This is a genomic window from Niallia sp. FSL W8-0951 (assembly GCF_038006525.1).
GTDB lineage: Bacteria > Bacillota > Bacilli > Bacillales > Cytobacillaceae > Niallia > Niallia circulans.
In genome coordinates, this window is record NZ_JBBOVK010000001.1 from 1,176,014 (window position 1) to 1,197,646 (window position 21,633).

Consider the following 21,633-nt stretch of genomic DNA (forward strand, 5'->3'; position numbering starts at 1 on the left):
GAATATGAACTAATATTTTCACTCCATTAAATATTTTGAAAATATAATAAAATTTCTTTCCAGTTCCTAAATATTTTGCTAAACTAGTGAAGGGTATTTTTACATATTTAGTTGCCAATAGATAAGAGGGTGTGTATGGTTTGAAAGTTTTTTTAAATTTAAAATGGTATTTTATACAGGAGAAGAAATCCTATCTTGGTGGGGTCTTTCTGTTGATTTTAGTTGCTATCCTTCAGTTGATACCTCCGAAAATAGTTGGGATAGTCGTTGATCATATTCAAGGCAGAACATTAAATTGGAGCAATTTCTTACAGTGGATAGGCGTTTTAATTGTTTCGGCATTAGCAATGTATGTACTTCGTTATTATTGGCGGGTAATGATATTCGGGTCCGCTGTAAAGCTAGGAAGATTATTGAGAAATCAGCTGTATAGTCATTTTACAAAAATGTCTCAGTCTTTCTACCAGCGAAATCGTACTGGAGATTTAATGGCACATGCAACAAATGATATACAGGCGATTCAACAGACAGCAGGGCAAGGGGTGCTCACTTTAGTAGATTCATTGGCAACAGGTGGCTTTGTTATTATTGCAATGGCTACAACGATCAGCTGGAAGCTTACCCTTATATGTTTATTGCCAATGCCGTTAATGGCTGTATTAACAAGCTATTATGGTTCTTTAATACATAAGTACTTTCATCAAGCCCAGGCTGCTTTTTCATCGTTAAATGATAAAACGCAAGAAAGCATTTCTGGAATAAAAGTCCTAAAAACCTTTGGGCAAGACAAAGAAGATGTCGAAGACTTTCGCAGGTCCTCACTTGAGGTAGTTGATAAAAATATTAAAGTAGCTAGGGTCGATGCCCTATACGATCCTACAATATCTATTATTGTCAGTATTTCTTTCTTTTTGGCAATTGTATTTGGATCCCGGTATGTTATTACTGGAGAACTTAGTTTAGGACAGCTCGTTTCTTTTACTACTTATCTTGGTCTGTTAATATGGCCAATGCTTGCGTTTGGATGGCTTTTTAATATTATGGAGAGAGGGAGAGCTTCATATGACCGAGTTACGGCATTATTGGAAACCAAGGTCGATATTATCAATAAGACTACAGCTATCACAACGGCGCCAGCTGGGGATATTGTGTATGATTTAAAATCTTTCTCTTATAACCATAAAATCGATGTTCTGAAAAATATTCACTTTTGTTTAAAAAGAGGGCAGACATTAGGGATTGTCGGCAAAACAGGAGCTGGAAAAACGACGCTTTTAAAATTGTTATTTCGAGAATATGATCATTATGACGGAAGAATTATGATTAATGGAACAGAAATAAAAGAAATAGATTTGGATGCATTGCGAGTGTCCATTGGATATGTACCACAGGAACACTTTCTATTTTCTGCCAGTATCCGCGAGAATATTGCCTTTACTAATCCCAATATTTCAGAGGAAGAAATCCATCAGGCCGCTGTATTAGCAAATATTCATGATGATATTCTTGGATTCACAGACGGTTATAATACGGTAGTTGGTGAAAGAGGAGTATCTTTATCTGGGGGGCAGAAACAACGTATTTCGATTGCGAGAGCACTCCTGATGAATCCGGAAATACTTATTTTAGATGATTCTTTATCAGCAGTGGATGCAAAAACGGAAGAAAATATTTTGACAGCCCTAAAGGAAAATAGGGAAGGCAAAACAACGATTATCACTTCCCATCGACTAAGCGCTATTGAACATGCCGACCTTATTATCGTATTAGATGAAGGGGAAATTATTCAAAGCGGGAACCATCAACAGCTTGTAAAGGAAAGCGGCTGGTATAAAGAAATGTACCATCGCCAGGCTTTAGAAGTAATGGTAAGCATGGGGGATACAAATGGATAAAACAATTAAACTCACAAGTGAACAGCAAAGAAAAGTATTATTTCGATTACTAGGTTATATAAAACCACATAAAAAAGCGGTTATGATTGCATTCGGCCTCTTAATTTTATCGACATTGGGCGAATTAGCAGGCCCCTACTTAATTAAAGTCTTTATAGATGATTACTTAACACCAAGAAATTTAGCGGTTCAGCCATTAACTGTTTTGGGAATTACCTATATTTTTATCCAAATAATGAATGTAGTCATTATGTATTTTCAATTATATAAGTTTCAAGAAATTGCTTTATATATTATTCAACAGCTTCGAGTTGATACATTTTCGAAGATTCATACACTTGGACTCCGCTATTTTGACAAAATACCCGCTGGAAGTATCGTCTCCAGAGTAACAAATGATACAGAAGCAATTAAAGATATGTTTGTCAGTGTCCTTGCGACTTTTATTCAAAGCGGATTTATGATTTTCGGTATTATTATTGCTATGTTTGTTTTGAATGTTAAGCTTGGGGCAATCTGTTTAATTTTACTGCCAATCTTAGGATTTATTATTTATACGTATCGGAAATATAGCTCAAGCTTCTACCAAGATATAAGAGAACGATTAAGCCAATTAAATGCAAAACTTAGTGAATCTTTACAAGGAATGAATATAATCCAAGTATTTAGACAAGAAAGAAGATTGAAAAATGAGTTCGATGATATTAATACTAAGCACTATCAAGCAGGAATGCGTAATATCAAGTTAGAAGGGTTACTCCTCAGACCTGCCATTGACCTTGTTTACGTACTTGGGCTTATTCTTGTTTTAAGCTATTTTGGAATATCTTCTTTTAACAATCCGATTGAAATTGGGGTATTATATGCCTTTGTAAGTTATTTAGATCGTTTTTTTGAGCCAGTCAATAATATGATGATGCGCCTATCACTTTATCAACAAGCAATTGTATCTGCCTTTCGCGTATTTACCGTATTAGATGAAGAAGATATGGAGCCAACTCTCGTTTCTGATAGCAAAAATAAAATTGAAAATGGTGTGATAGAATTTAAGGATGTCACCTTTTCTTATGATGGGAAACAAGATGTGTTGAAAAACATTTCATTTACGGCTAAAGAAGGGGAAACTGTTGCATTAGTAGGACATACAGGAAGTGGAAAGAGTTCTATTGTCAATCTACTTATGCGGTTTTACGATTTTGGAAAAGGGGAAATTCTGATTGACGGCAAATCATTAAAGTCTTTCAGTAAAAGAGAACTTAGGGAAAAAATGGGGTTAGTACTTCAAGATCCATTCCTATTTTATGGAACAGTAACAGATAATATTCGTTTATATAATAAGGAAGTAACGGAGAAAGAAGTTATCGAAGCAGCTAAGTTTGTGCAAGCTAATCAATTCATTGAAAAGCTAGAAGATCAATATAATCATAAAGTGGTAGAAAGAGGTTCTGCTTTTTCAAGTGGACAGCGCCAGCTTATTGCATTTGCGAGAACCATTTTGACAAATCCGAAAGTACTAATATTGGATGAAGCAACAGCCAATATTGATACAGAAACGGAAGAAGCTATTCAACTTGCATTATCGAAAATGCGTAAAGGCAGAACAACCATCGCCATCGCTCATCGCCTTTCTACCATTCAAGATGCAGATTTAATCTTAGTGCTTCACAAAGGGAACATTGTGGAAAAGGGTAACCATCAACAACTTCTGCAACAAAAAGGATTGTATTATAAAATGTATCTACTACAAAATGGAGCTGCCGATTCTATTGAAGAGACAGTAGAAGATAAAGTGGAACTAACATAGATATTTGGTTTCGCTTTAGCAGTACAAAATTAAACCGAAGTTCGCTAATTTAGCAGTGAACTTCGGTTTTTTTGTTTCTTTCTCTTTTACATATTCCATTGTTTTTTTGATTCTCGGAAAGCAGGAAACTCATTTTTGAGATTTATTTCATTATATTTATTTAGTAATACATCTAATTCTTGACTGCATATAATGGCTGAGGAAGATGAAAAACCATGTTTCATAGCAATCTCAATAAGCTCTGTACGCTTTAATTCAATTTGAGTAAGCAATTGCTTTTTTAGCATGGTTAATTTTCCTTTCCGTCTAAATTCTGTTATTTAATAAATGTTAATAGTGGAAATTAATTTACTTAATTATATCTATTTTTGGAAGTAAATGCAAAAATATCGCAAAGATACATAAATAGACTGTACAAGCATATAGTTATAGGAATTGGAGAGAGGAGAGATAAATAGTGGTAGATATAAATTTTTTTATTGCATTAGGCGCAGGTTTTTTGAGTTTTATTTCTCCATGCTGTTTACCATTATATCCTGCCTATTTATCCTATATTACCGGAATGTCTAGCGGGGAGTTAAAAGAGGGGAAAATACTTAATAATGCTAGTTTTCTACATACAATTCTATTTCTTTTAGGGTTTTCGATTATTTTTATCGCCCTTGGTTTTGGTTCCTCCTTGATCGGAGAATATTTTAAAGTATATCAAGAAGAGATAAGAAAAATTGGTTCACTTATCATCATATTCTTTGGTCTTACTATCATTGGATTAATAAAGCCTAAATGGTTAATGAAAGAATATCGGTTTTCTTTTAAGACAAGACCAACTGGTTATCTAGGATCTATTTTGATTGGATTAAGTTTTGCGGCAGGGTGGACTCCCTGCAACGGACCGATTCTAGCAGCAGTTCTATCTTTAGCAAGCCTGCATCCAGAAACAAGCTTACTTTATTTAGGTGCATATATTATCGGATTTGCACTCCCATTTATTTTTTTATCCTTTTTTATTTCTCATTGGAATATGCTTAAAAAGTATAGTGTGCAGTGGACGAAAATTGGCGGATTTTTTATGATTGTGATGGGAATATTATTGTTTGTAGACGGAATGAAATGGTTAACACGTGTTATCTCACCAATTTTTGGTGATTTTCAAGGTTTTTAATCATTTTTCCACGCAATAATACTCTATAAGCACAATAGTATGATATTTATAATAGGATGAATTACATAATTTTATCCCATGATTTGTCAAGAATAATGCCGAAATACATTGAAATTATGATAAAGATTCGCTATATTGGATAGGTATTATTAATTTATTTACCTATTAGATATGGTGTTTTCGGTTGTTGAGGAGGAAGTAAGATGGCTCGAATATTGATTGTGGATGATGCAAAGTTTATGAGATTAACACTCTCAAACATTTTAACTAGAGCGAATCATGAAGTTGTTGGAGAAGGGGAAAACGGGAAGGAAGCAATAAGATTATACCGTGAATTGGATCCAGATTTGGTCACAATGGATATTACAATGCCAGAGATGAACGGATTAGACGCAGTTAAAGAAATTAAGAAAGAATTTCCCCAGGCAAAAATTATTATGTGTTCAGCAATGGGCCAGCAAAAAATGGTGGTAGAAGCAATTGAAGCTGGTGCGAAGGATTTTATCGTGAAGCCTTTTGATGATACCCGAGTATTAGATGCAATAAATCGTGTTTTAAAATAACAAATATAGTAAATGCTTTTAGAGGATATGATATAATCGTATCCGTTTTTCTTTGTGTCTATTTATATAAATAGACAGCGTACTTATCTTAATGGTAAGATTAAAAGTATTCTAAAGCATTGATAAAAGGTTAGTAAAGGGGTTTTTCTATGACTTCTGTCATAATTTCAACATGTATCGCAGTGTTTATGGGCGTCTTTTTTATGGTTATGAGAATGAAAGCGGCTAAAAAGCCAGTTTCACCAAAGAAAATTATATTGCCGCCTTTTTTTATGAGTACTGGAGCTTTAATGTTTATTTTTCCATACTTTCGTATTAGTGGACAAGAAATTTTAGAAGCAGCCATTGCTGGAATCTTGTTTTCTTTTTTATTAATTAAAACAACAAAATTTGAAATAAAAGATAATGATATATATTTAATTAATTCAAAAGCATTTATCTATATATTATTTGGACTTTTAGCAATTAGAATTGTGGCCAAGTTTATTCTAAGTAGTTCCATCGATGTTGGCCCATTAGGAGGCATGTTTTGGATGCTTGCTTTTTGTATGATTGTTCCATGGAGAATTGCCATGTTTATTAACTATAAAAAATTAACAAAGAATTTAAGTACAACTAATTAACATATACACAAAAACTAGCTGGATGATTACATATCCAGCTAGTTTTTTAGCTAAAAGAGATGGAGAAAGAGGTCAATACATATACAAAGATTAGAAATAATAAAGGTGATTGAATTAATAGACAGCAGCAAGTTTCTTACATTTGTCGCGGTTTTGGGCTAATCAAAAGCAGATGATAAGATTCATAATCTACCTGAACTTTTGCTATTTTTTATTTCCATAAACGTTCATAAATTACTTTATTACCGACATTTTTTAAAAGGTATATGTCAGGATTACTAAGATTTTGCCAATCCTCAAACCCGAAATTTTTATTATAAAAATTTAAAAGTAATGACATTAGATTCCCATGTGTAACAATAAGTGTATTTTCAGATTCACTGTAAAAAACGTCTTCTACAATATTTACTATTCGTTTCATTGCTTCCTGACTGGACTCTCCACCTTCAAATGTTAACTCAAAATCTTCAAATGTTGCTTTTAATTTATCTAACCAGTCAGAAAGACTTTCAGTGCTTAATACACGTTCTGTTAATTTTCTATTAATCTCTATCTCCAGATTTAATCGCGTTGCAAGTGGCTGTATCGATTGAATAGCACGCTTATAAGGACTCGAAATAATACGGTCGATATTAATTTCAGCAAAAAAATTAGATATTTCTATTGCTTGTTTAAATCCTTTATCCGTAAGGTGTGCTTCTGACAGCTGGCCTTCAGCCTCACAATGTCTTATAATATAAACTTTCTTCAACTAGACCACTCCAATTATAATATGTAAATTTATATTAATTTTTTATAACACAATAAGTAGATTCAACGATTCAAAAATTTAAATGATAGAGTCGATTATTCTTTTGCAGTAGCCAAAAGGAAATCGACTCTTATCGTGATAGATCCTTCATCGAGCAGTCCTACTTTAATTTGTCATCATTACTATTTGGATTTATCTTTAAAAATCGTCTGTTTTACAAGCTGGTGTCCAAATACAGATACGCCTGTTGCGATAATTCCATTTGTTATAGCTTCAAATGTCATTCCATAAGCAAAAGCAGCTAAGGAAATGGAGGTTAGAAGAAGAATCCAAATGATCAACCAATCAGAGATAATGGGGGTTTGTTTAAGCGCATAGCCAATAATCCATAGGACTGGTACTAATATATAATAATGTTCTAGTAGAAAACCCTGTAACCATTCCAAAGTATCTTCCCTCCTTTATTTTACATGATTATCATATGCACTGATGAGAAAATCTGATTGTTTACATAACCATTCTCATTTCAGAAAGTACTATTAGCATGCTTGTAAAAAAACAACTGTCCTTTTTGTCTTTTTCTCTCTATGTAATAGTTGAAAGGAGGTGAGAGGCAATGGCACAGGCACTTTGGAATGAAGCAAGTTTAAAGTTGGCTTTTCTAAATGGGATGAAAGAAAATGGGGATCCGAATCTTGTAATAAAGACGTTTAGAAATTTAAATGAAACAGCTACTCCAGAACAAATTTACGCAGCTGCACAAGGACTGGCATCATTAGTGACCTATTCTTTATATTCAGTTGAACGAAATGATATTTCAGAAATTGTAGAAGTAGAAGCTTAGTGATTTACACATTAGAGAAAAAAATAGAAAGGAGAAATCATAATGGCAAAAACACTAGAGATAACATTTGAAACGAATAATGGTAAAAGTTCAAAATTATCCCTTGAAAGTCCGATTGAACCAGTTAAGTCTGAAGAAATATTATCTGTCATGCAAAGTATTATTGCATCCAAAGTTTTTACTTCAAATAACGGTGATTTAACGGCGGTAAAAGGAATTCGACTAGTGGAAAGAAAGATTACAGATTATGAAATTTAACGTATAAATAGCAAGTTAACAGTTTACCTATTACGCTGGGAATAATTGATACACCTAAAACGTAATAGGTAACTTTATTGGGAGGCGTTCAGAGTGGATGAGGTTATATCATTTATAAGCCAAGTAGGGTTTCCGATAGTTATCAGCTTTTATCTGCTGAATCGTATCGAAACAAAGCTAGATATAATGATAAAATCTATTCAGAGTTTACCAGAATTAATCAAAAAGTAGTAAATCGCTTAAAAAATGACCCGAAATTATAATTATCCGAAAAATGAAAGGGTTTTCTATTGACAATAATAGTTAAAAATGTTAAATTTACATTAACCGTTATTGACGTATTTAGTATGTTATTTATTCAATCAACAACTTAAAATGAGAGATTAATAGCCAAATGCTTATGCGTGAAAATGGTAATTTAAAGATGAAGCTAGCAAGCTTTTTTAGGAGGATTTTTTTACATGAAAAACGGTAAAGTAAAATGGTTTAATGCAGAAAAAGGGTTTGGATTCATTGAAGCTGAAGATGGCAATGACGTATTTGTACACTACTCAGCGATTCAAGTAGAAGGCTTTAAATCTCTAGAAGAAGGCCAAGACGTATCATTTGAAGTTGTTGAAGGTGCTCGTGGACCTCAAGCAGCTAACGTTACTAAAATATAAGGATAGCTATTCTTCATATATAAAAGGTCAGACCAAAAAATTGGTTTGGCCTTTTTCTTTTGATAATCTGTCAAACGAATAATGACTCCTTTTATAGAAATAATTGATTTACTCCTTCTCCCACATCCTCATCTTTTCATAGTTTGTTATAATAAAAGAATATATTCTTTTATTTATAATGAATATACAAAAAAAGTGTAAGTAGTTTTTTCAAACATAGAGGTGAATGTGATGAAATTTATTCATACAGCCGATTGGCATTTAGGAAAATTAGTGCATGGTTTATACATGACAGAGGACCAAAGATTTATGCTAGCACAATTTATGGAACTAGTGGAGAAAGAAAAACCAGATGCAGTTATTATTGCTGGTGATTTATATGATCGCTCGATTCCTCCGACTGATGCAGTGAATCTATTGGATGAAGTATTATATTTTATTAATGTCGAGTTAAATACTCCGATTCTTGCTATTTCCGGTAATCATGATAGTGCAGAAAGATTATCTTTTGGTAGCTCTTGGTATCAGAAGAATCGTTTTTATTTAAACGGTAAAATAGAAAATAGCTTTATTCCGATTTCATTTTCGGGAGTGAATTTTTATTTAGTGCCATACTGTGAGCCAGTAGTGGTAAGAAAATTATTAGCGGACGATACTATCCTTAATCATCATGATGCTATGAAAGCAATCATCGGCAAGATTGAAAGTAATTTAAATGTAAATGAGCCAAATGTATTCATAGGGCATAGTTTTGTACTTGGCGGAAAAACAACAGATTCTGAGAGAATATTATCTGTAGGCGGATCTGGATGTGTCGGTGCGGAATTATTTGCGCCCTTCTCTTATACAGCATTGGGTCATTTACATAGTCCAGATGCTATTCATCATCCAACTGTAAAGTACTCAGGATCACTAATGAAATACTCTTTTTCCGAGGCAAATCAAAAGAAGTCAGTATCTATTATTGAAATAGATGAAAAAGGGAATTTCACACAAAATTATCAAACGCTTATGCCGAAAAGAGATATGCGAGAATTAGAAGGCCACTTAGAAGAATTGCTAGACGTTTCCTATTATCAGCAGCAAAAAGTAGATGATTATCTAAAAATTACATTACTTGATGAAGGGGCAATTCTTGATCCGATACAAAAATTACGACAAGTCTATCCGAATGTCCTTCATTTAGAAAGAAAAATAGAAAACAAAGACCGGAAAGAAAAGAGTATTTTACAAGTTCAAAAAGAAGTTCAAAAAAACGAACTAGAGTTATTTGCTTCTTTTTATGAAGAAATGACAACAGCTGATTTTACGCAAGAAAAACAGGAATGGATGACTTCGGTTATTAATCAGGTTCTAAGAGAGGAGGGTGCTAAATGAGACCGTTAAAGCTAACGATGCAAGCATTTGGACCATATGCACGAAAAGAAGTCATTGATTTTACTGTTTTAGGAAATCGTACTATGTTTGTTATTTCTGGAAAAACTGGATCTGGGAAAACAACGATTTTTGACGGAATTAGTTATGCGATATACGGGAAAGCAAGTGGAGAAGACCGCAATGGTCCAGAATTAAGAAGCCAGTTTGCTGAAGACTCCTTGTTAACAGAAGTCAGTTTTGAATTTAAGTTAAAAGAAAAGCGATATTTAATTACAAGATCACCTCAGCAAGAGAAGAAAAAGGAAAGAGGAGATGGATATACAACTATCGGTGCTAAGGCAGAATTATATACGTTTGATGCAGAGGGAAATGAACAACTTGTTGCCTCCTCTATCCGTGATGTCGATGAAAAAGTTAGGGAGATTATGCAAATTGACAGCAATCAGTTTCGGCAAATTCTCATGATCCCGCAAGGAGAATTTCGTAGATTACTTACTTCCGATAGCAAAGAAAAAGAAAATATATTACAGCGATTATTCCATACGGAAATGTATAAGCGGATTGAAGAGAAATTAAGGGAACAAGCACAAGCACTAAAAAAAGAAGTGGAACAAAAAGTCCTGTTACGTACTAATGCTTTATCGAAAATAACGGCAGTTTATCATCAGGATCTCATCACTCAATTGGAATCAGATCGAGAAAATGATGTGGCGATTCTTCCCCTGTTAGAACAGGAAATTGTATTAATGGGAGCAGAGATAGAAAAAATACAGAAAAAATTGGACCGAAAAAACAAAGAACGAGATAGTTTGAAGCAACATTTATATGAAGCGGAATCTATATTAAAACAAACAAAGCTTAAAGAAGAGCTTGCTGCTCGTTTAAATGAACTAAATAGTCAACAGAAGGAATATACAGAAAAAGAAAATAAAATTAATAAGGCGCAAAAAGCAGCACTTCTTGCCCAGCAGGAAGAAATTTGCCACCATTTAAAAAAACAAATCGATGACAGAAATTTGGAAGAGAAAACAATTCAATTCAACTTGGAAAAGCTTAATATTCAATTAACGGAGGCAGAAAAACAACTTAAACAAGAGGTTGACAAAGAAGTAGAACGTAAACAGTTAGCTGACTATCTTGTCGATTTAAAAAATATGGAGAAGGATGTCTTTCGTTTCGCGGAAGTAGAAGGAAAACTAAGAACGATAAAAAAAGATTTAGATAGTATAGGTGACAAGGAAAAATTACTTCAAACTCAACGAAAAGAGAAAGAAGTAAGGATACAAAATATGAAAGAACGTTTAAAGCAGTTAGACGGGATAAAGGAAATGCTGCTAGAAAACAAAGACAAGCTTCGGAATTTACAATCTATTTTAGAGAAAATGAATGATTATTTAGAAGTACTTAATCGCGGGATGAGACAAAAGGCAGATGCAGAAGCAAAGAAAAAATTGCTAGATAATACATTAAGAAGAGTAGAAGATGCAAAAGGATTAGTAGAAGAGCTAGAAAAAAAATGGCTTATTAATCAATCATCTATTTTAGCGAGCAGCTTAAAGCAAGATGAGGCTTGTCCGGTATGTGGAAGTGTTCATCATCCTGATCCGGCAATAAATAGGAATCACGATGATAATGCGACGGAGGAAGACCGTAAGAATGCGAAAAAGGATTTTGAAGCAATAGAAAAGGAAAAAGCAAAAGCAGAAGCGGCTTGGCTTGAAGCAAATACGCAATGGAAATTATTAGCGGAAGATGCCCAAAATAAGCTAATGAAAGTGAAAGATGTTTACCCAGCTTTTACTAATGAAGAGAGTACGATAGCAGTAAATACGATTAAAAGCGAACTTCACAGAATTGAGACCGAACAGAAGAGACTTGAGGAACAATTGACAGAAAGAGATAAGATGGAACAATCTCTTGTTAGTGCTGAGCGCGAGTATCAGGAATTGCAATCTGAGCTTGAAAAAATTGCAGTAGCGATGCGAGATACTACTATCCAATATACGGAACATAATACGACATGGAAAAATATGAAAGATGTCATTCCAGCTGAACTGCGTGTTCTATCACAGTATAAAACAGTATGGAAGGAAAGTTCGCTTCAGTTAGAGAAGTTAGAAGCTCAATTTAAGTTAGCGCAAGAAAAAGTACAGATGACGAAAGAAAATTGGCAAAAAGAATCCGTTCGGTTTGAAAGCGTACAAAAACAAATCAAACAGCTAACTGATAGCTTGCAGACAGAAAGAGAGATTTTTTTAGAAAGCATGACAAAGCAAGGATTTCCAACCTATCGCTCTTATTCAGATAGTAAATTGTTGGAAAAGGAAGTGGAAAAGTTAAAAGCATCAGTCCAAGCTTACCGAGAAGAATGTCGGTCTGTTTCCGATCGATTAAGGGATTTAGAAGAGACGCTTAAAGATATTACCATTCCGAACACGGAAGATCTTCAAAACAAACTTAAGACAATTATTGAAGAAGCAGATAAATTGCAGGAAGAACATACAAATATGTTAATAAAGCAGAAAGAAAATAAAGAAATATATAATCAGGTGATTGAAATAAATCGACAAGTAAAGGATCTAGAAAATCAGTATAAACTTGTCGGCCACTTATATGATATTTCCCGAGGACAAAATGCTCAGCGAATTACTTTTGAACGCTATGTACTAGCTTCTTTCCTGGATGAAATATTGCTTCAAGCAAATAGCAGGTTAAATAAAATGACGAGCGGTCGATATCAGCTTGTCCGCAAGAGTGACCGATCAAAAGGAAATGTCCAAAGTGGTTTAGAGTTACTCGTATTTGACCAATATACTGGTCAAGAAAGACATGTAAAAACACTGTCAGGCGGAGAAAGTTTTAAAGCTTCACTAGCCCTAGCATTAGGATTGTGTGATGTTGTGCAAAACTTTGCTGGCGGTATTTCCCTTGAAACAATGTTTATTGACGAAGGTTTCGGTACATTAGACCCAGAATCCTTGGATCAAGCAATTGAAACATTGATGGACATTCAAAATTCAGGTCGATTAGTTGGGGTGATTTCCCATGTTCCAGAATTGAAAGATCGAATGGAAATCAGGCTCGAGGTAATCGCTGGGCAAACGGGAAGTACTACCCGATTTGAATATTTACGATAAAGAAATACATTTTGGTGTAAAACCTAATAATAACTTTTGAAGCTGGGAGCGGTATTTTGAGAAAAAAAAGAAAGAAGCATGGAAGAAGCTTATTTATTATATTGATTTTTTTCTCTATTCTTCTATTATATTGGAAATTAAACCAGCCTGATTATAGGGATGTTCCAATGCCTGTTGAATTAAACCCGGTTGTAAATGAGAAGAAGGATATTCTTGTTAAAAAAGCTGGTGATATTGGAATTCGGGTAGTTATCACTGAGGACTTCAGAAGTGTAGAGGAACAGGATCGCTTATATGAGCAAGGTAGAACGAGCGAAGGTTCTATTGTCACAAATGCAAAGGGGGGACAGTCATATCATAATTATGGACTAGCTATTGATTTTGCCCTTATGGATATTAATGGAGTTGTTATTTGGGATATGAAATATGATGGAAACGGTAATGGCAAAAGTGATTGGTCAGAAGTGGTAGAAATAGCAAAATCTTTAGGTTTTCAATGGGGTGGCGATTGGGCAAACTTTAAAGATTATCCCCATTTACAAATGGATTTTGGTTTAACAATAGAGGAATTGCAAAAAGGGAAAAGGCCTGAATAACAAAAAAGAGGGTGACTCATAATAAAAGATGTCATCCTCTTTTTTCTATTAAGAAACCACTATGTATGGATAGTTGCACTACTGCTATCTATCTGGACGCCTTACAATCTCATAACGTGAACGTCTTACAGCCCATTGATAGTTGGATAGAAAATTAGACTAAATCACTTAACAGATAATGATAAATCAATTGACCTGTTGCCTTAATAGACGAAAAGTGAGTACGTTCGTATGCATGAGAGGAATCGATACCTGGTCCGATTAATGCATGTTTAATATCATGACCAGATCGTATTGCTGCAGATGCATCTGATCCATAATATGGATAAATATCTAGTTGATAGGGAACCTCGTGTTTTTCAGCTAATTGAACAAGATGTTTTCGTAAGGCATAATGATATGGTCCGCTACCATCTTTCACACAGATGGAGACAGTATATTCGTCTGTAGATTGTCCGTCTCCCATTGCTCCCATATCAACAGCCATATATTCGATTGTTTCGGTTGGAATATTGGAATTGCCTCCATAGCCAATTTCCTCATTATTGGAAAGAAGGAAATTAGTTGTATACGGAAGTTCGATATTATTCTCTGTCATTTTTTTCATTAGTAATAACAGAATTGCCACACTAGCTTTATCATCTAAATGCCTTGATTTAATGAATCCAGATGGGGTAATCTCCACACGTGGATAAAAAGAAACAAAATCGCCAACAGAAATGCCTAGTTTTTTTACATCTTCTTGGTTTTTTACGATTTCATCAATTCTAACTTCCATATTGGCTTGATTACGCTCAGCAGTTCTTGCTTCCTTATATACATGAACAGATGCTTGATGAAGGAGAATAGTGCCTGTATATGTCTTGCCAGAAGAAGTTTCAATTACACAATTTTCTCCTTCAATGCTGTTATACGTAAATCCGCCAATTAAATCTAAGCGAAGTCGACCATTTGCTTTAATTTCTTTTACCATAGCACCAAGTGTATCAACATGGGCAGTCAGCATCCGCTGCTTTTCTGAGATTTTGCCTGGAATAGTTGCAATTAATCCCCCTTTATTATTTCGATAAGTTGAAATATTTGCGCTATGTAAGTATTTTTCCATTAATTGAATAATGGTTTCTGTGTTACCTGAAGGACTTGTAACATTCAATATTTGCTCTAATAAATCGAAATACTCTTTTTGATTAATTTGTACCAAGTAGAATTCCTCCTTTTAATATCCTAATCATTATACTATTAATAATAGAAAGATTAAATATGCTTATCCGCTGTTTAACTGACTTAATCTTAGGGTAGTAAGAAAGAGTTGTGAGTATTTACCATTTTCTTTTTGTAAAAGAAATGTTAATATACATTCTTGTCGAAAAAACACAAAACATGTGCTTTTCTTTCTTTTTTTCGTATAAATATAGATATCGCTGGCAATATTCATTCATTTAATGTAAGATGGGGTTGATTTGAAATCCAATTAATGAAAATTTACATTAATAGGAAGAAAAAGAAATGACCATTATAAAAATGATGTGTTATAATGGATTACGTCATTTCATCATCTGCTACTTCATAAAGAGATGAACAAAAGGAAGAGCAGTATCATATGTAGATAAGGTAGCACTTATTAAGGGAAAATAAACATTATATTAAAAATTGTTAATTATTTGAATTGAGGTGAACGGGATTGAAAGGTACAGTAGAATTATTTCGCAAATTTTTAACAAAACATTCTTCTTTCTTTTTAATCGCCATAATTTTATTTTGGTTGAAAACGTATATTGGTTATAAGGTAGAGTTTAGCATTGGTGTCCAAGGGCCTATGCAGGAATTTCTACTATTTATTAATCCATTGAGCTCTGCGTTGCTCTTTATTGGACTTGCTTTATTTGTTAAAGGGAAAGCACAGCCTATTTATATTACGATAAATACGGCATTAATGTCAGCTTTATTATATGCAAACATAGTCTATTATCGCTTCTTTACTGACTTTATAACAGTTCCAGTAGTAATGCAGGTGAAAGTAAATGGTGGTCAATTAAGTGACAGTATTTTATCGTTACTTAAACCTTATGATATACTTTATTTCCTTGATGTTATTATTTTAATCGTATTACTTGCAACAAAAGCATATAAACCTACGATACAAAAAAATAGAAAAGCAGCAAAATCAGTTTTTGCACTAGCTATTTTGACATTTGTTATTAATTTAGGTTTAGCGGAGGCAGACCGCCCGCAATTATTAAGTCGTTCATTTGATAGAAACTATTTAGTGAAATATTTAGGTGCATATAACTTCACTATATATGATATCGTCCAAAATGCTCGTTCGGAAAGTCAAAGAGCATTGGCAGACAGCAGCGACATTACGGAAGTACAAAACTTTATTAGTGCTAATTATGCAGAACCAAATGACAAATACTTCGGAGTTGCAAAGGGCAAAAACGTTATTTACGTTTCATTAGAGTCCCTACAAAGCTTTATTATTAATTACAAATTAAATGGAGAAGAAGTAACACCATTTTTAAATTCACTCATTAAAGATGACAATACATTTTATTTTGATAATTTCTTCCACCAAACAGGACAAGGAAAAACATCTGATGCGGAATTTATGATGGAAAATTCTCTATACGGAATGTCCCAAGGAGCTGTTTTTGTAAACAAAGCGCAAAATACATTACAATCAGCACCAGCTATTCTAAAAGGGGAAGGTTATACATCCGCTGCATTTCATGGGAATTATAAAACATTCTGGAATCGTAATGAAATGTATAAAACGATTGGATATGATAAATTCTTTGACGCAGAGTATTATGATATGTCAGAAGAAAATACAAAAAACTATGGTATGAAGGATATACCGTTCTTTGAACAGAGTATGCCTCTGCTTGAAGGGTTAAAGCAACCATTCTATACAAAGTTCATTACGCTATCTAATCACCATCCATTTGAAATGGATGAGGGAGATACGGACTTCCCAGCAGGTGACTTTGGTGACAATGCTGTTAACCATTACTTCCAATCTGCTCATTATTTAGATGAATCAATCCGTTTATTCTTTAAAGAACTTAAAGAATCAGGATTATATGATAATTCAGTAATTGTTATGTATGGTGACCATTATGGAATTTCTGAAAATCATAATAAAGCAATGGCCCAAGTACTTGGTGAAGAGGAAATCACACCATTTATGAACACGCAGTTACAACGTGTACCATTATTTATTCATGTACCAGGTGTTGAAGGGAATGTCGTAAGCAAATACGGCGGCGAAGTAGATGTAATGCCAACGTTAATGCATCTTCTTGGTATTGATACAAAGGACTATTTACAAGTTGGTTCTGATTTACTTTCTGAGCAGCATCGTGAAACAGTTCCATTTAGAAACGGTGACTTTGTTTCTCCTACACTAACAAAAATAGGTGATAACTATTATGATGCTAACGGCGAGTTAGTGGATGCAGATAAAGGAAAAGAACAAGCGGAAGCAGCTGCTGCTGAACTACAAGCATCTGATAGCATTGTGATGAAGGATTTATTGCGATTCCATAAACCAGATGGATTTACCCCAATAAACCGTGAGGATTATAATTATATAAAAGGTAATACTAGTAAGACTGATTCAGAAGAATCACCGGAAGAATAAGCATTTAAAAAGTCTCTTTCCAGTATGTGGGAAGGGACTTTTTTATTGTTAATAAAATAGCGACATTTTATATTATTTTAGCTATATCTAGTTATCTGGCATTAGAGGAAGAAATATTTTCTTTATGCTGGAGAGGCTATTTATCATCATTCGGATTATGGCCTATCTAGATTTTGTGACCATGCAGGAGGTCATTTTCTCTCACTGTTTAAAAATGAGAGAAGGGATTAGGTTTCAATCAAAAAGAACATGGCAAAAATATAACTAAACACATAATAAATCCCATATCCGTAAAGGATATGGGATGTCTATTCTTATAATAATGGTAATTTGTTGATAGATATGTTAAAATAAATGAATCTGTTAGTGAATTCATTTTTAGAAAAGATTATATTATTTCTATATTAATGATATCACAAAATGATTCTGCTTGTCAAGATAATTGATTAGGGGTGGAGACACTATGAACAATAAAGAAGAACTAGAAAAAGACCAGGAACAAAAGCGAATAGATTTTGTTCGTCAACAAATTGAAGAGAAGCTAACAGTATTAGAAACTGATATTAACCATATTGGCGGTGATGTAAGCCAGCTGCGTTCTAGTTTCTGGGAAGATGTTACTGTAAACTTAGATGAACCAGATGATGTCATTGAAACATTTACAAGTATTAAGCAGCAAGCAGAGCTACTTGGTGAGCGTGAGCGAACATATGGACAGATCCATAAACAGCAAAAGGTTCTTCATAAATTAAAGGATTCTCCTTACTTTGGTAGGATAGATTTTAAGGAAGAGGGGGAGGAAACTGAACCGGTATATATTGGCATACGTTCGTTCATGGATAAAAAGAATGAAGAGTTTTACATATATGATTGGAGGGCGCCAATTTCTAGTGTTTATTATGATTATTCACCAGGACCAGCGTCTTATCAAACACCAGGTGGTAAAGTTGATGGGGAATTATTATTAAAAAGACAATTTATTATCCGTGATGGAAAGCTAATTAGCTTATTTGATACTGGTGTTACTATTGGAGATGAGTTATTACTAGAGGTGCTTGGTAATAATGCCAGCTCCATGATGAAATCAATTGTTGCTACTATCCAAAAGGAACAAAATCAAATTATTCGAAATGATAAAAGTAAATACTTGCTTGTCCAAGGAGTTGCTGGAAGTGGGAAAACTTCCGCTGCTTTGCAACGAGTTGCCTATTTATTATATAAACACCGAGATACATTAAAATCGGATAATATTATGCTATTTTCGCCCAACCCATTATTTAATAGTTATGTTTCCACTGTACTGCCAGAGCTGGGAGAAGAGAATATGCGTCAGTCCACCTTTTATGAGTATTTGCAATCAAGGATTGGCAAACCTTATCAAGTGGAAGACTCCTTTTCTCAATTAGAGTATTTGTTAACAGAAACAGACAAGGCAAAAAAAGCGCAAAGATTAATAAGTATTCAATATAAAAGTAGTGTTGCATTTAAAGAGCTAATCGATGAATATCTTCAACATCTTCAGAATGATGGGATTGTATTTAAGGATATTATGTTTCGGAAAAAAGTATTTATCTCTAGTGAAGAACTGACGAGGAAATTTTACGAAATGGATAGCACTATCACGATTCCCAATCGAATGCAATTATTAATTGAATGGGCACAAAAAGAAATGAAAAAACATGCTAAAGTAGAAAGAAAGCAGCCTTGGGTGGAGGAAGAAATTCAGCTGCTAGATAAAGAGGAATATTTAGAAGCATACCATGCATCTGAAATGAAAAATGGGAAAGAGCAAGAGTTTGCTTATTTCGAGGAAGAGGAAAAGTTTTTACGTAAGTTTATTGTAAATCGATATTTTAAATCAATTTATGCTTCCATAAAAAAAATGCGATTTATTGATATTGCATCAATCTACAAAAACATTTTTCATTTATCTTGTCCTAAAGAGTTAACAGAGAAAGAGTGGCAAACGATAGGAACACAAACGATTGCTAATCTCAATCGAAGCTTTCTGGCGTATGAAGATGGAACTCCTTTTGCCTACCTAAAAGATAAACTAGAAGGGAAAAAATCTACGTCTGGTATTCGCCAAGTATTTATTGATGAAGCACAAGACTATTCTGATTTCCAAATTAACTATTTGAAGGAACTATTTCCATATAGTAAAATGACTCTTTTAGGGGATATTAACCAAGCTATTTATGCGCATCATCACAATGAGATTGTTAGGAATGAAGAGAGCGGAGAAGTAGAACGAATAGAGTTAATGAAAAGTTATCGTTCAACAAAGGAAATAATAGAGTTTACAAGAGGCTTGACTGTAAATGGAGATTTAATTGAACCATTTAATCGCCATGGTGAAAAACCTACAGTCGTAAATGTGGCAAATGGGGATAAGAAAATAAAGGACATCCAAAAGCGAATGGAAGAGTGGAAGGAAAAAGGCCATAAAACAATTGCGATCATTTGCAAAACAATTGAAGAAAGTAAGGAAGTATATAAACGACTTAAAGCAAAAGTGGATGTTCGTTTTATTCAAAAAGGAACAACTTCTTATGAAAAAGGTGTATCTGTCATACCGGCCTATTTAGCAAAAGGAATTGAGTTTGATGGAGTTATCCTTTATAATGCTTCTAGTTATGAAGGCGAATTAGAGAAAGAATTATTTTACACAGCTTGTACAAGAGCAATGCATGAACTGACTATGTATATCGAAAACGGAAAACAAAATGAGTATTTTGAGAAAATAGACCATACAACCTACGAAGGGTTGGAAATTAATTAGCTAAATTGGTAGTTTAAATAAAGCAGCTCCCATTATCCATGCTAGTGGAGGATTATCCTTTAAAAAAGCAAGGGGATGGGAGCTGTTTTGATATTTAGTGTTAGTTCGCTATTTTCACCACACCTCTGCCAGATCGAACCAGTAATGACAGATTGTTTCTAATCCTTTGTCATAGTTTTTGAGATGAAAATGTTCATTTGGAGCATGGAAGTTTTCATCTGGTAAGCCGAATCCCATTAAGACAACTGGTAAATGTAAAATTTGATCAAAAGCTGCTACGATAGGAATAGATCCTCCGCCTCGTGTATAGGAAGTAGGTACTTTATATACTTTTTCATACGCTCTTCCAGCGGCCTGAATAGCTTTGTGATCAAAGGGAGTAACATAGGGATTGCCTTTGTCAAATAATTGAACTGTTACATCCACTCCTTTTGGCTTATGCTTTTCAATATGTTTCTTTAATAAAGCAACGATTTCATCTGGATCTTGCGCTGGAACTAGTCTACATGTTATTTTTGCACTCGCTTCAGAAGGGATAACTGTTTTGACGCCAGTTCCTTGAAATCCACCTTTAATTCCATTTATCTCAAGGGTTGGGCGTACCCAAAGTCTTTCTAAAGTAGTGAACTCTGTTTCTCCAAATAGGGAAGGAGAGCCGGTTTGTTCGATAATTGATTCATCTGTGATTTCCAATGCTGCAAAAGCATCTTTTTCCTCCCTTGTTAAAGAAATTACCCGATCATAAAAGCCTTCCACAGAAATGACTCCATTATCGTCATGAAAACTTGCTAAGAGGTGGCTTAAAGCAGTAATAGGATTGTGAATTGCTCCTCCAAATAACCCAGAATGCAGATCGCTTTTTGGGCCTTTCACATGGATTTCCATCCCGCATAATCCTCTTAAACCATAGCAAATCGTTGGTTTTCCTTCTTCCATCATCCCTGTATCTGAAATAACGATGACATCGGCACTTAATAACTTCTTATTTGCTTCTACAAAAGACGGCAAAGCTGGACTGCCAATTTCCTCTTCTCCTTCGATGCAGAATTTAATATTTACTGGTAAAGAACCTGTCGTTTTAAGAATTGCTTCGATTGCTTTAATATGCATAAAAACTTGGCCTTTATCATCACTGGCTCCTCTAGCATAAAGCTTTTCGTTGCGAATTTCAGGTGCGAAAGGAGGAGATTCCCATAATTCAAGGGGATCAACTGGCTGAACATCATAATGTCCATACACCAATACGGTCGGCTTCCCTTCCTCATGCAGCCAATCTGCATAAACGACAGGATTGCCGCTTGTTTGATGAATGGCAGCATTCTCTAATCCAGCTTTTGTTAAAGCGTTCACTAACCATTCTGCGGTTCTATCTATATCTTTTTTATGTTCTGGAAGGGCACTAATACTTTCTAATGATAAAAAGGAAAATAATTCCTCTAAGTGGTCTTTTCTTTTTTCTTTTAAATATTGTTGAATAACATCCATTCTATCCATTCCTCCAATTATTTCGATATGGAAAATAAATTCGCTATATAA

General features: G+C 34.1%; 19 protein-coding genes. 14 read left to right on the forward strand and 5 right to left on the reverse strand.

Features of this window, described 5'->3' with window-relative positions:
• The first annotated feature begins 140 nt into the window (after positions 1 to 140).
• Both NSS71_RS05540 and NSS71_RS05545 read left to right on the forward strand, forming a co-directional pair.
• Positions 141 to 1,895: an ABC transporter transmembrane domain-containing protein gene (locus NSS71_RS05540; RefSeq protein WP_144580154.1), complete on the forward strand. Its 1,755-nt coding sequence runs from the start codon at positions 141 to 143 to the stop codon at positions 1,893 to 1,895.
• Positions 1,888 to 3,699: an ABC transporter ATP-binding protein gene (locus NSS71_RS05545; RefSeq protein WP_095321471.1), complete on the forward strand. Its 1,812-nt coding sequence runs from the start codon at positions 1,888 to 1,890 to the stop codon at positions 3,697 to 3,699. Before NSS71_RS05540 ends, NSS71_RS05545 begins: the two co-directional genes overlap by 8 nt.
• Before the next feature lie 86 nt (positions 3,700 to 3,785).
• Here NSS71_RS05545 and NSS71_RS05550 read toward each other — a convergent pair whose 3' ends face one another.
• Positions 3,786 to 3,986, reverse strand: coding sequence for an aspartyl-phosphate phosphatase Spo0E family protein (locus tag NSS71_RS05550; protein ID WP_047943479.1), 201 nt, complete (start codon positions 3,984 to 3,986; stop codon positions 3,786 to 3,788).
• 170 nt (positions 3,987 to 4,156) lie between these two features.
• Here NSS71_RS05550 and NSS71_RS05555 point away from each other — a divergent pair, with 170 nt between their 5' ends.
• From NSS71_RS05555 to NSS71_RS05565, 3 genes are all read left to right on the forward strand, one after another.
• Positions 4,157 to 4,861 carry a cytochrome c biogenesis CcdA family protein gene (locus tag NSS71_RS05555; RefSeq protein WP_047943480.1) on the forward strand — a complete coding sequence of 235 codons (705 nt, stop codon included), beginning with the start codon at positions 4,157 to 4,159 and terminating at the stop codon, positions 4,859 to 4,861.
• A 203-nt stretch (positions 4,862 to 5,064) separates the two neighbouring features.
• Positions 5,065 to 5,424: a response regulator gene (locus tag NSS71_RS05560; protein WP_047943481.1), complete on the forward strand. Its 360-nt coding sequence runs from the start codon at positions 5,065 to 5,067 to the stop codon at positions 5,422 to 5,424.
• Between the two features lie 149 nt (positions 5,425 to 5,573).
• Positions 5,574 to 6,047, forward strand: coding sequence for a CcdC family protein (locus NSS71_RS05565; RefSeq protein ID WP_047943482.1), 474 nt, complete (start codon positions 5,574 to 5,576; stop codon positions 6,045 to 6,047).
• 211 nt (positions 6,048 to 6,258) lie between these two features.
• On the opposite strand, the gene NSS71_RS05570 is transcribed toward NSS71_RS05565, so the two are convergent.
• Both NSS71_RS05570 and NSS71_RS05575 read right to left on the reverse strand, forming a co-directional pair.
• A complete protein-coding gene (locus tag NSS71_RS05570; RefSeq protein ID WP_095257355.1) occupies positions 6,259 to 6,798 on the reverse strand; it encodes a histidine phosphatase family protein in 540 nt (179 codons plus the stop codon).
• A gap of 182 nt (positions 6,799 to 6,980) precedes the next feature.
• Positions 6,981 to 7,244 carry a phage holin family protein gene (locus NSS71_RS05575; protein WP_047943484.1) on the reverse strand — a complete coding sequence of 88 codons (264 nt, stop codon included), beginning with the start codon at positions 7,242 to 7,244 and terminating at the stop codon, positions 6,981 to 6,983.
• A 170-nt stretch (positions 7,245 to 7,414) separates the two neighbouring features.
• Between NSS71_RS05575 and NSS71_RS05580 the strand changes: the two genes are divergently transcribed.
• The 7 genes from NSS71_RS05580 (at position 7,415) to NSS71_RS05610 (ending at position 13,672) form a co-directional block, all read left to right on the forward strand.
• Positions 7,415 to 7,642, forward strand: a complete 228-nt coding sequence (locus NSS71_RS05580) for a DUF1659 domain-containing protein (protein WP_047943485.1) — start codon at positions 7,415 to 7,417, stop codon at positions 7,640 to 7,642.
• Positions 7,643 to 7,684: 42 nt separating this feature from the next.
• Entirely contained in the window at positions 7,685 to 7,900 is a 216-nt protein-coding gene (locus NSS71_RS05585) for a DUF2922 domain-containing protein (protein ID WP_047943486.1), read from the forward strand.
• A 93-nt stretch (positions 7,901 to 7,993) separates the two neighbouring features.
• A complete protein-coding gene (locus tag NSS71_RS05590; protein WP_047943487.1) occupies positions 7,994 to 8,131 on the forward strand; it encodes a YvrJ family protein in 138 nt (45 codons plus the stop codon).
• A 230-nt stretch (positions 8,132 to 8,361) separates the two neighbouring features.
• Complete coding sequence (locus NSS71_RS05595; RefSeq protein WP_031537602.1) at positions 8,362 to 8,562, forward strand: cold-shock protein; 201 nt, start codon at positions 8,362 to 8,364, stop codon at positions 8,560 to 8,562.
• Positions 8,563 to 8,793: 231 nt separating this feature from the next.
• Positions 8,794 to 9,939, forward strand: a complete 1,146-nt coding sequence (locus NSS71_RS05600) for an exonuclease SbcCD subunit D (protein ID WP_047943488.1) — start codon at positions 8,794 to 8,796, stop codon at positions 9,937 to 9,939.
• The gene (locus tag NSS71_RS05605; protein WP_251687198.1) at positions 9,936 to 13,076 is read left to right on the forward strand and encodes an AAA family ATPase; all 3,141 of its coding nucleotides are present in this window, start codon (positions 9,936 to 9,938) and stop codon (positions 13,074 to 13,076) included. The genes NSS71_RS05600 and NSS71_RS05605 overlap by 4 nt, the downstream gene beginning before the upstream one ends.
• 56 nt (positions 13,077 to 13,132) lie before the next feature.
• Positions 13,133 to 13,672, forward strand: a complete 540-nt coding sequence (locus NSS71_RS05610) for a M15 family metallopeptidase (protein ID WP_061798962.1) — start codon at positions 13,133 to 13,135, stop codon at positions 13,670 to 13,672.
• A gap of 154 nt (positions 13,673 to 13,826) precedes the next feature.
• Here NSS71_RS05610 and NSS71_RS05615 read toward each other — a convergent pair whose 3' ends face one another.
• Positions 13,827 to 14,873 (reverse strand): M42 family metallopeptidase, encoded by a 1,047-nt coding sequence (locus NSS71_RS05615; protein WP_047943491.1) that lies wholly within the window; start codon positions 14,871 to 14,873, stop codon positions 13,827 to 13,829.
• A gap of 480 nt (positions 14,874 to 15,353) precedes the next feature.
• On the opposite strand from NSS71_RS05615, the gene NSS71_RS05620 reads away from it, so the two are divergent.
• Together NSS71_RS05620 and helD are read left to right on the forward strand one after the other, a co-directional pair.
• Positions 15,354 to 17,315: an LTA synthase family protein gene (locus NSS71_RS05620; protein WP_341151355.1), complete on the forward strand. Its 1,962-nt coding sequence runs from the start codon at positions 15,354 to 15,356 to the stop codon at positions 17,313 to 17,315.
• Positions 17,316 to 17,778: 463 nt separating this feature from the next.
• On the forward strand, positions 17,779 to 20,097 hold the full coding sequence (gene helD / locus NSS71_RS05625) for an RNA polymerase recycling motor HelD (RefSeq protein WP_047943493.1): 2,319 nt from the start codon (positions 17,779 to 17,781) through the stop codon (positions 20,095 to 20,097).
• A gap of 114 nt (positions 20,098 to 20,211) precedes the next feature.
• Here helD and NSS71_RS05630 read toward each other — a convergent pair whose 3' ends face one another.
• Positions 20,212 to 21,591 (reverse strand): dipeptidase, encoded by a 1,380-nt coding sequence (locus NSS71_RS05630; protein WP_418789663.1) that lies wholly within the window; start codon positions 21,589 to 21,591, stop codon positions 20,212 to 20,214.
• Positions 21,592 to 21,633 lie beyond the last annotated feature (42 nt).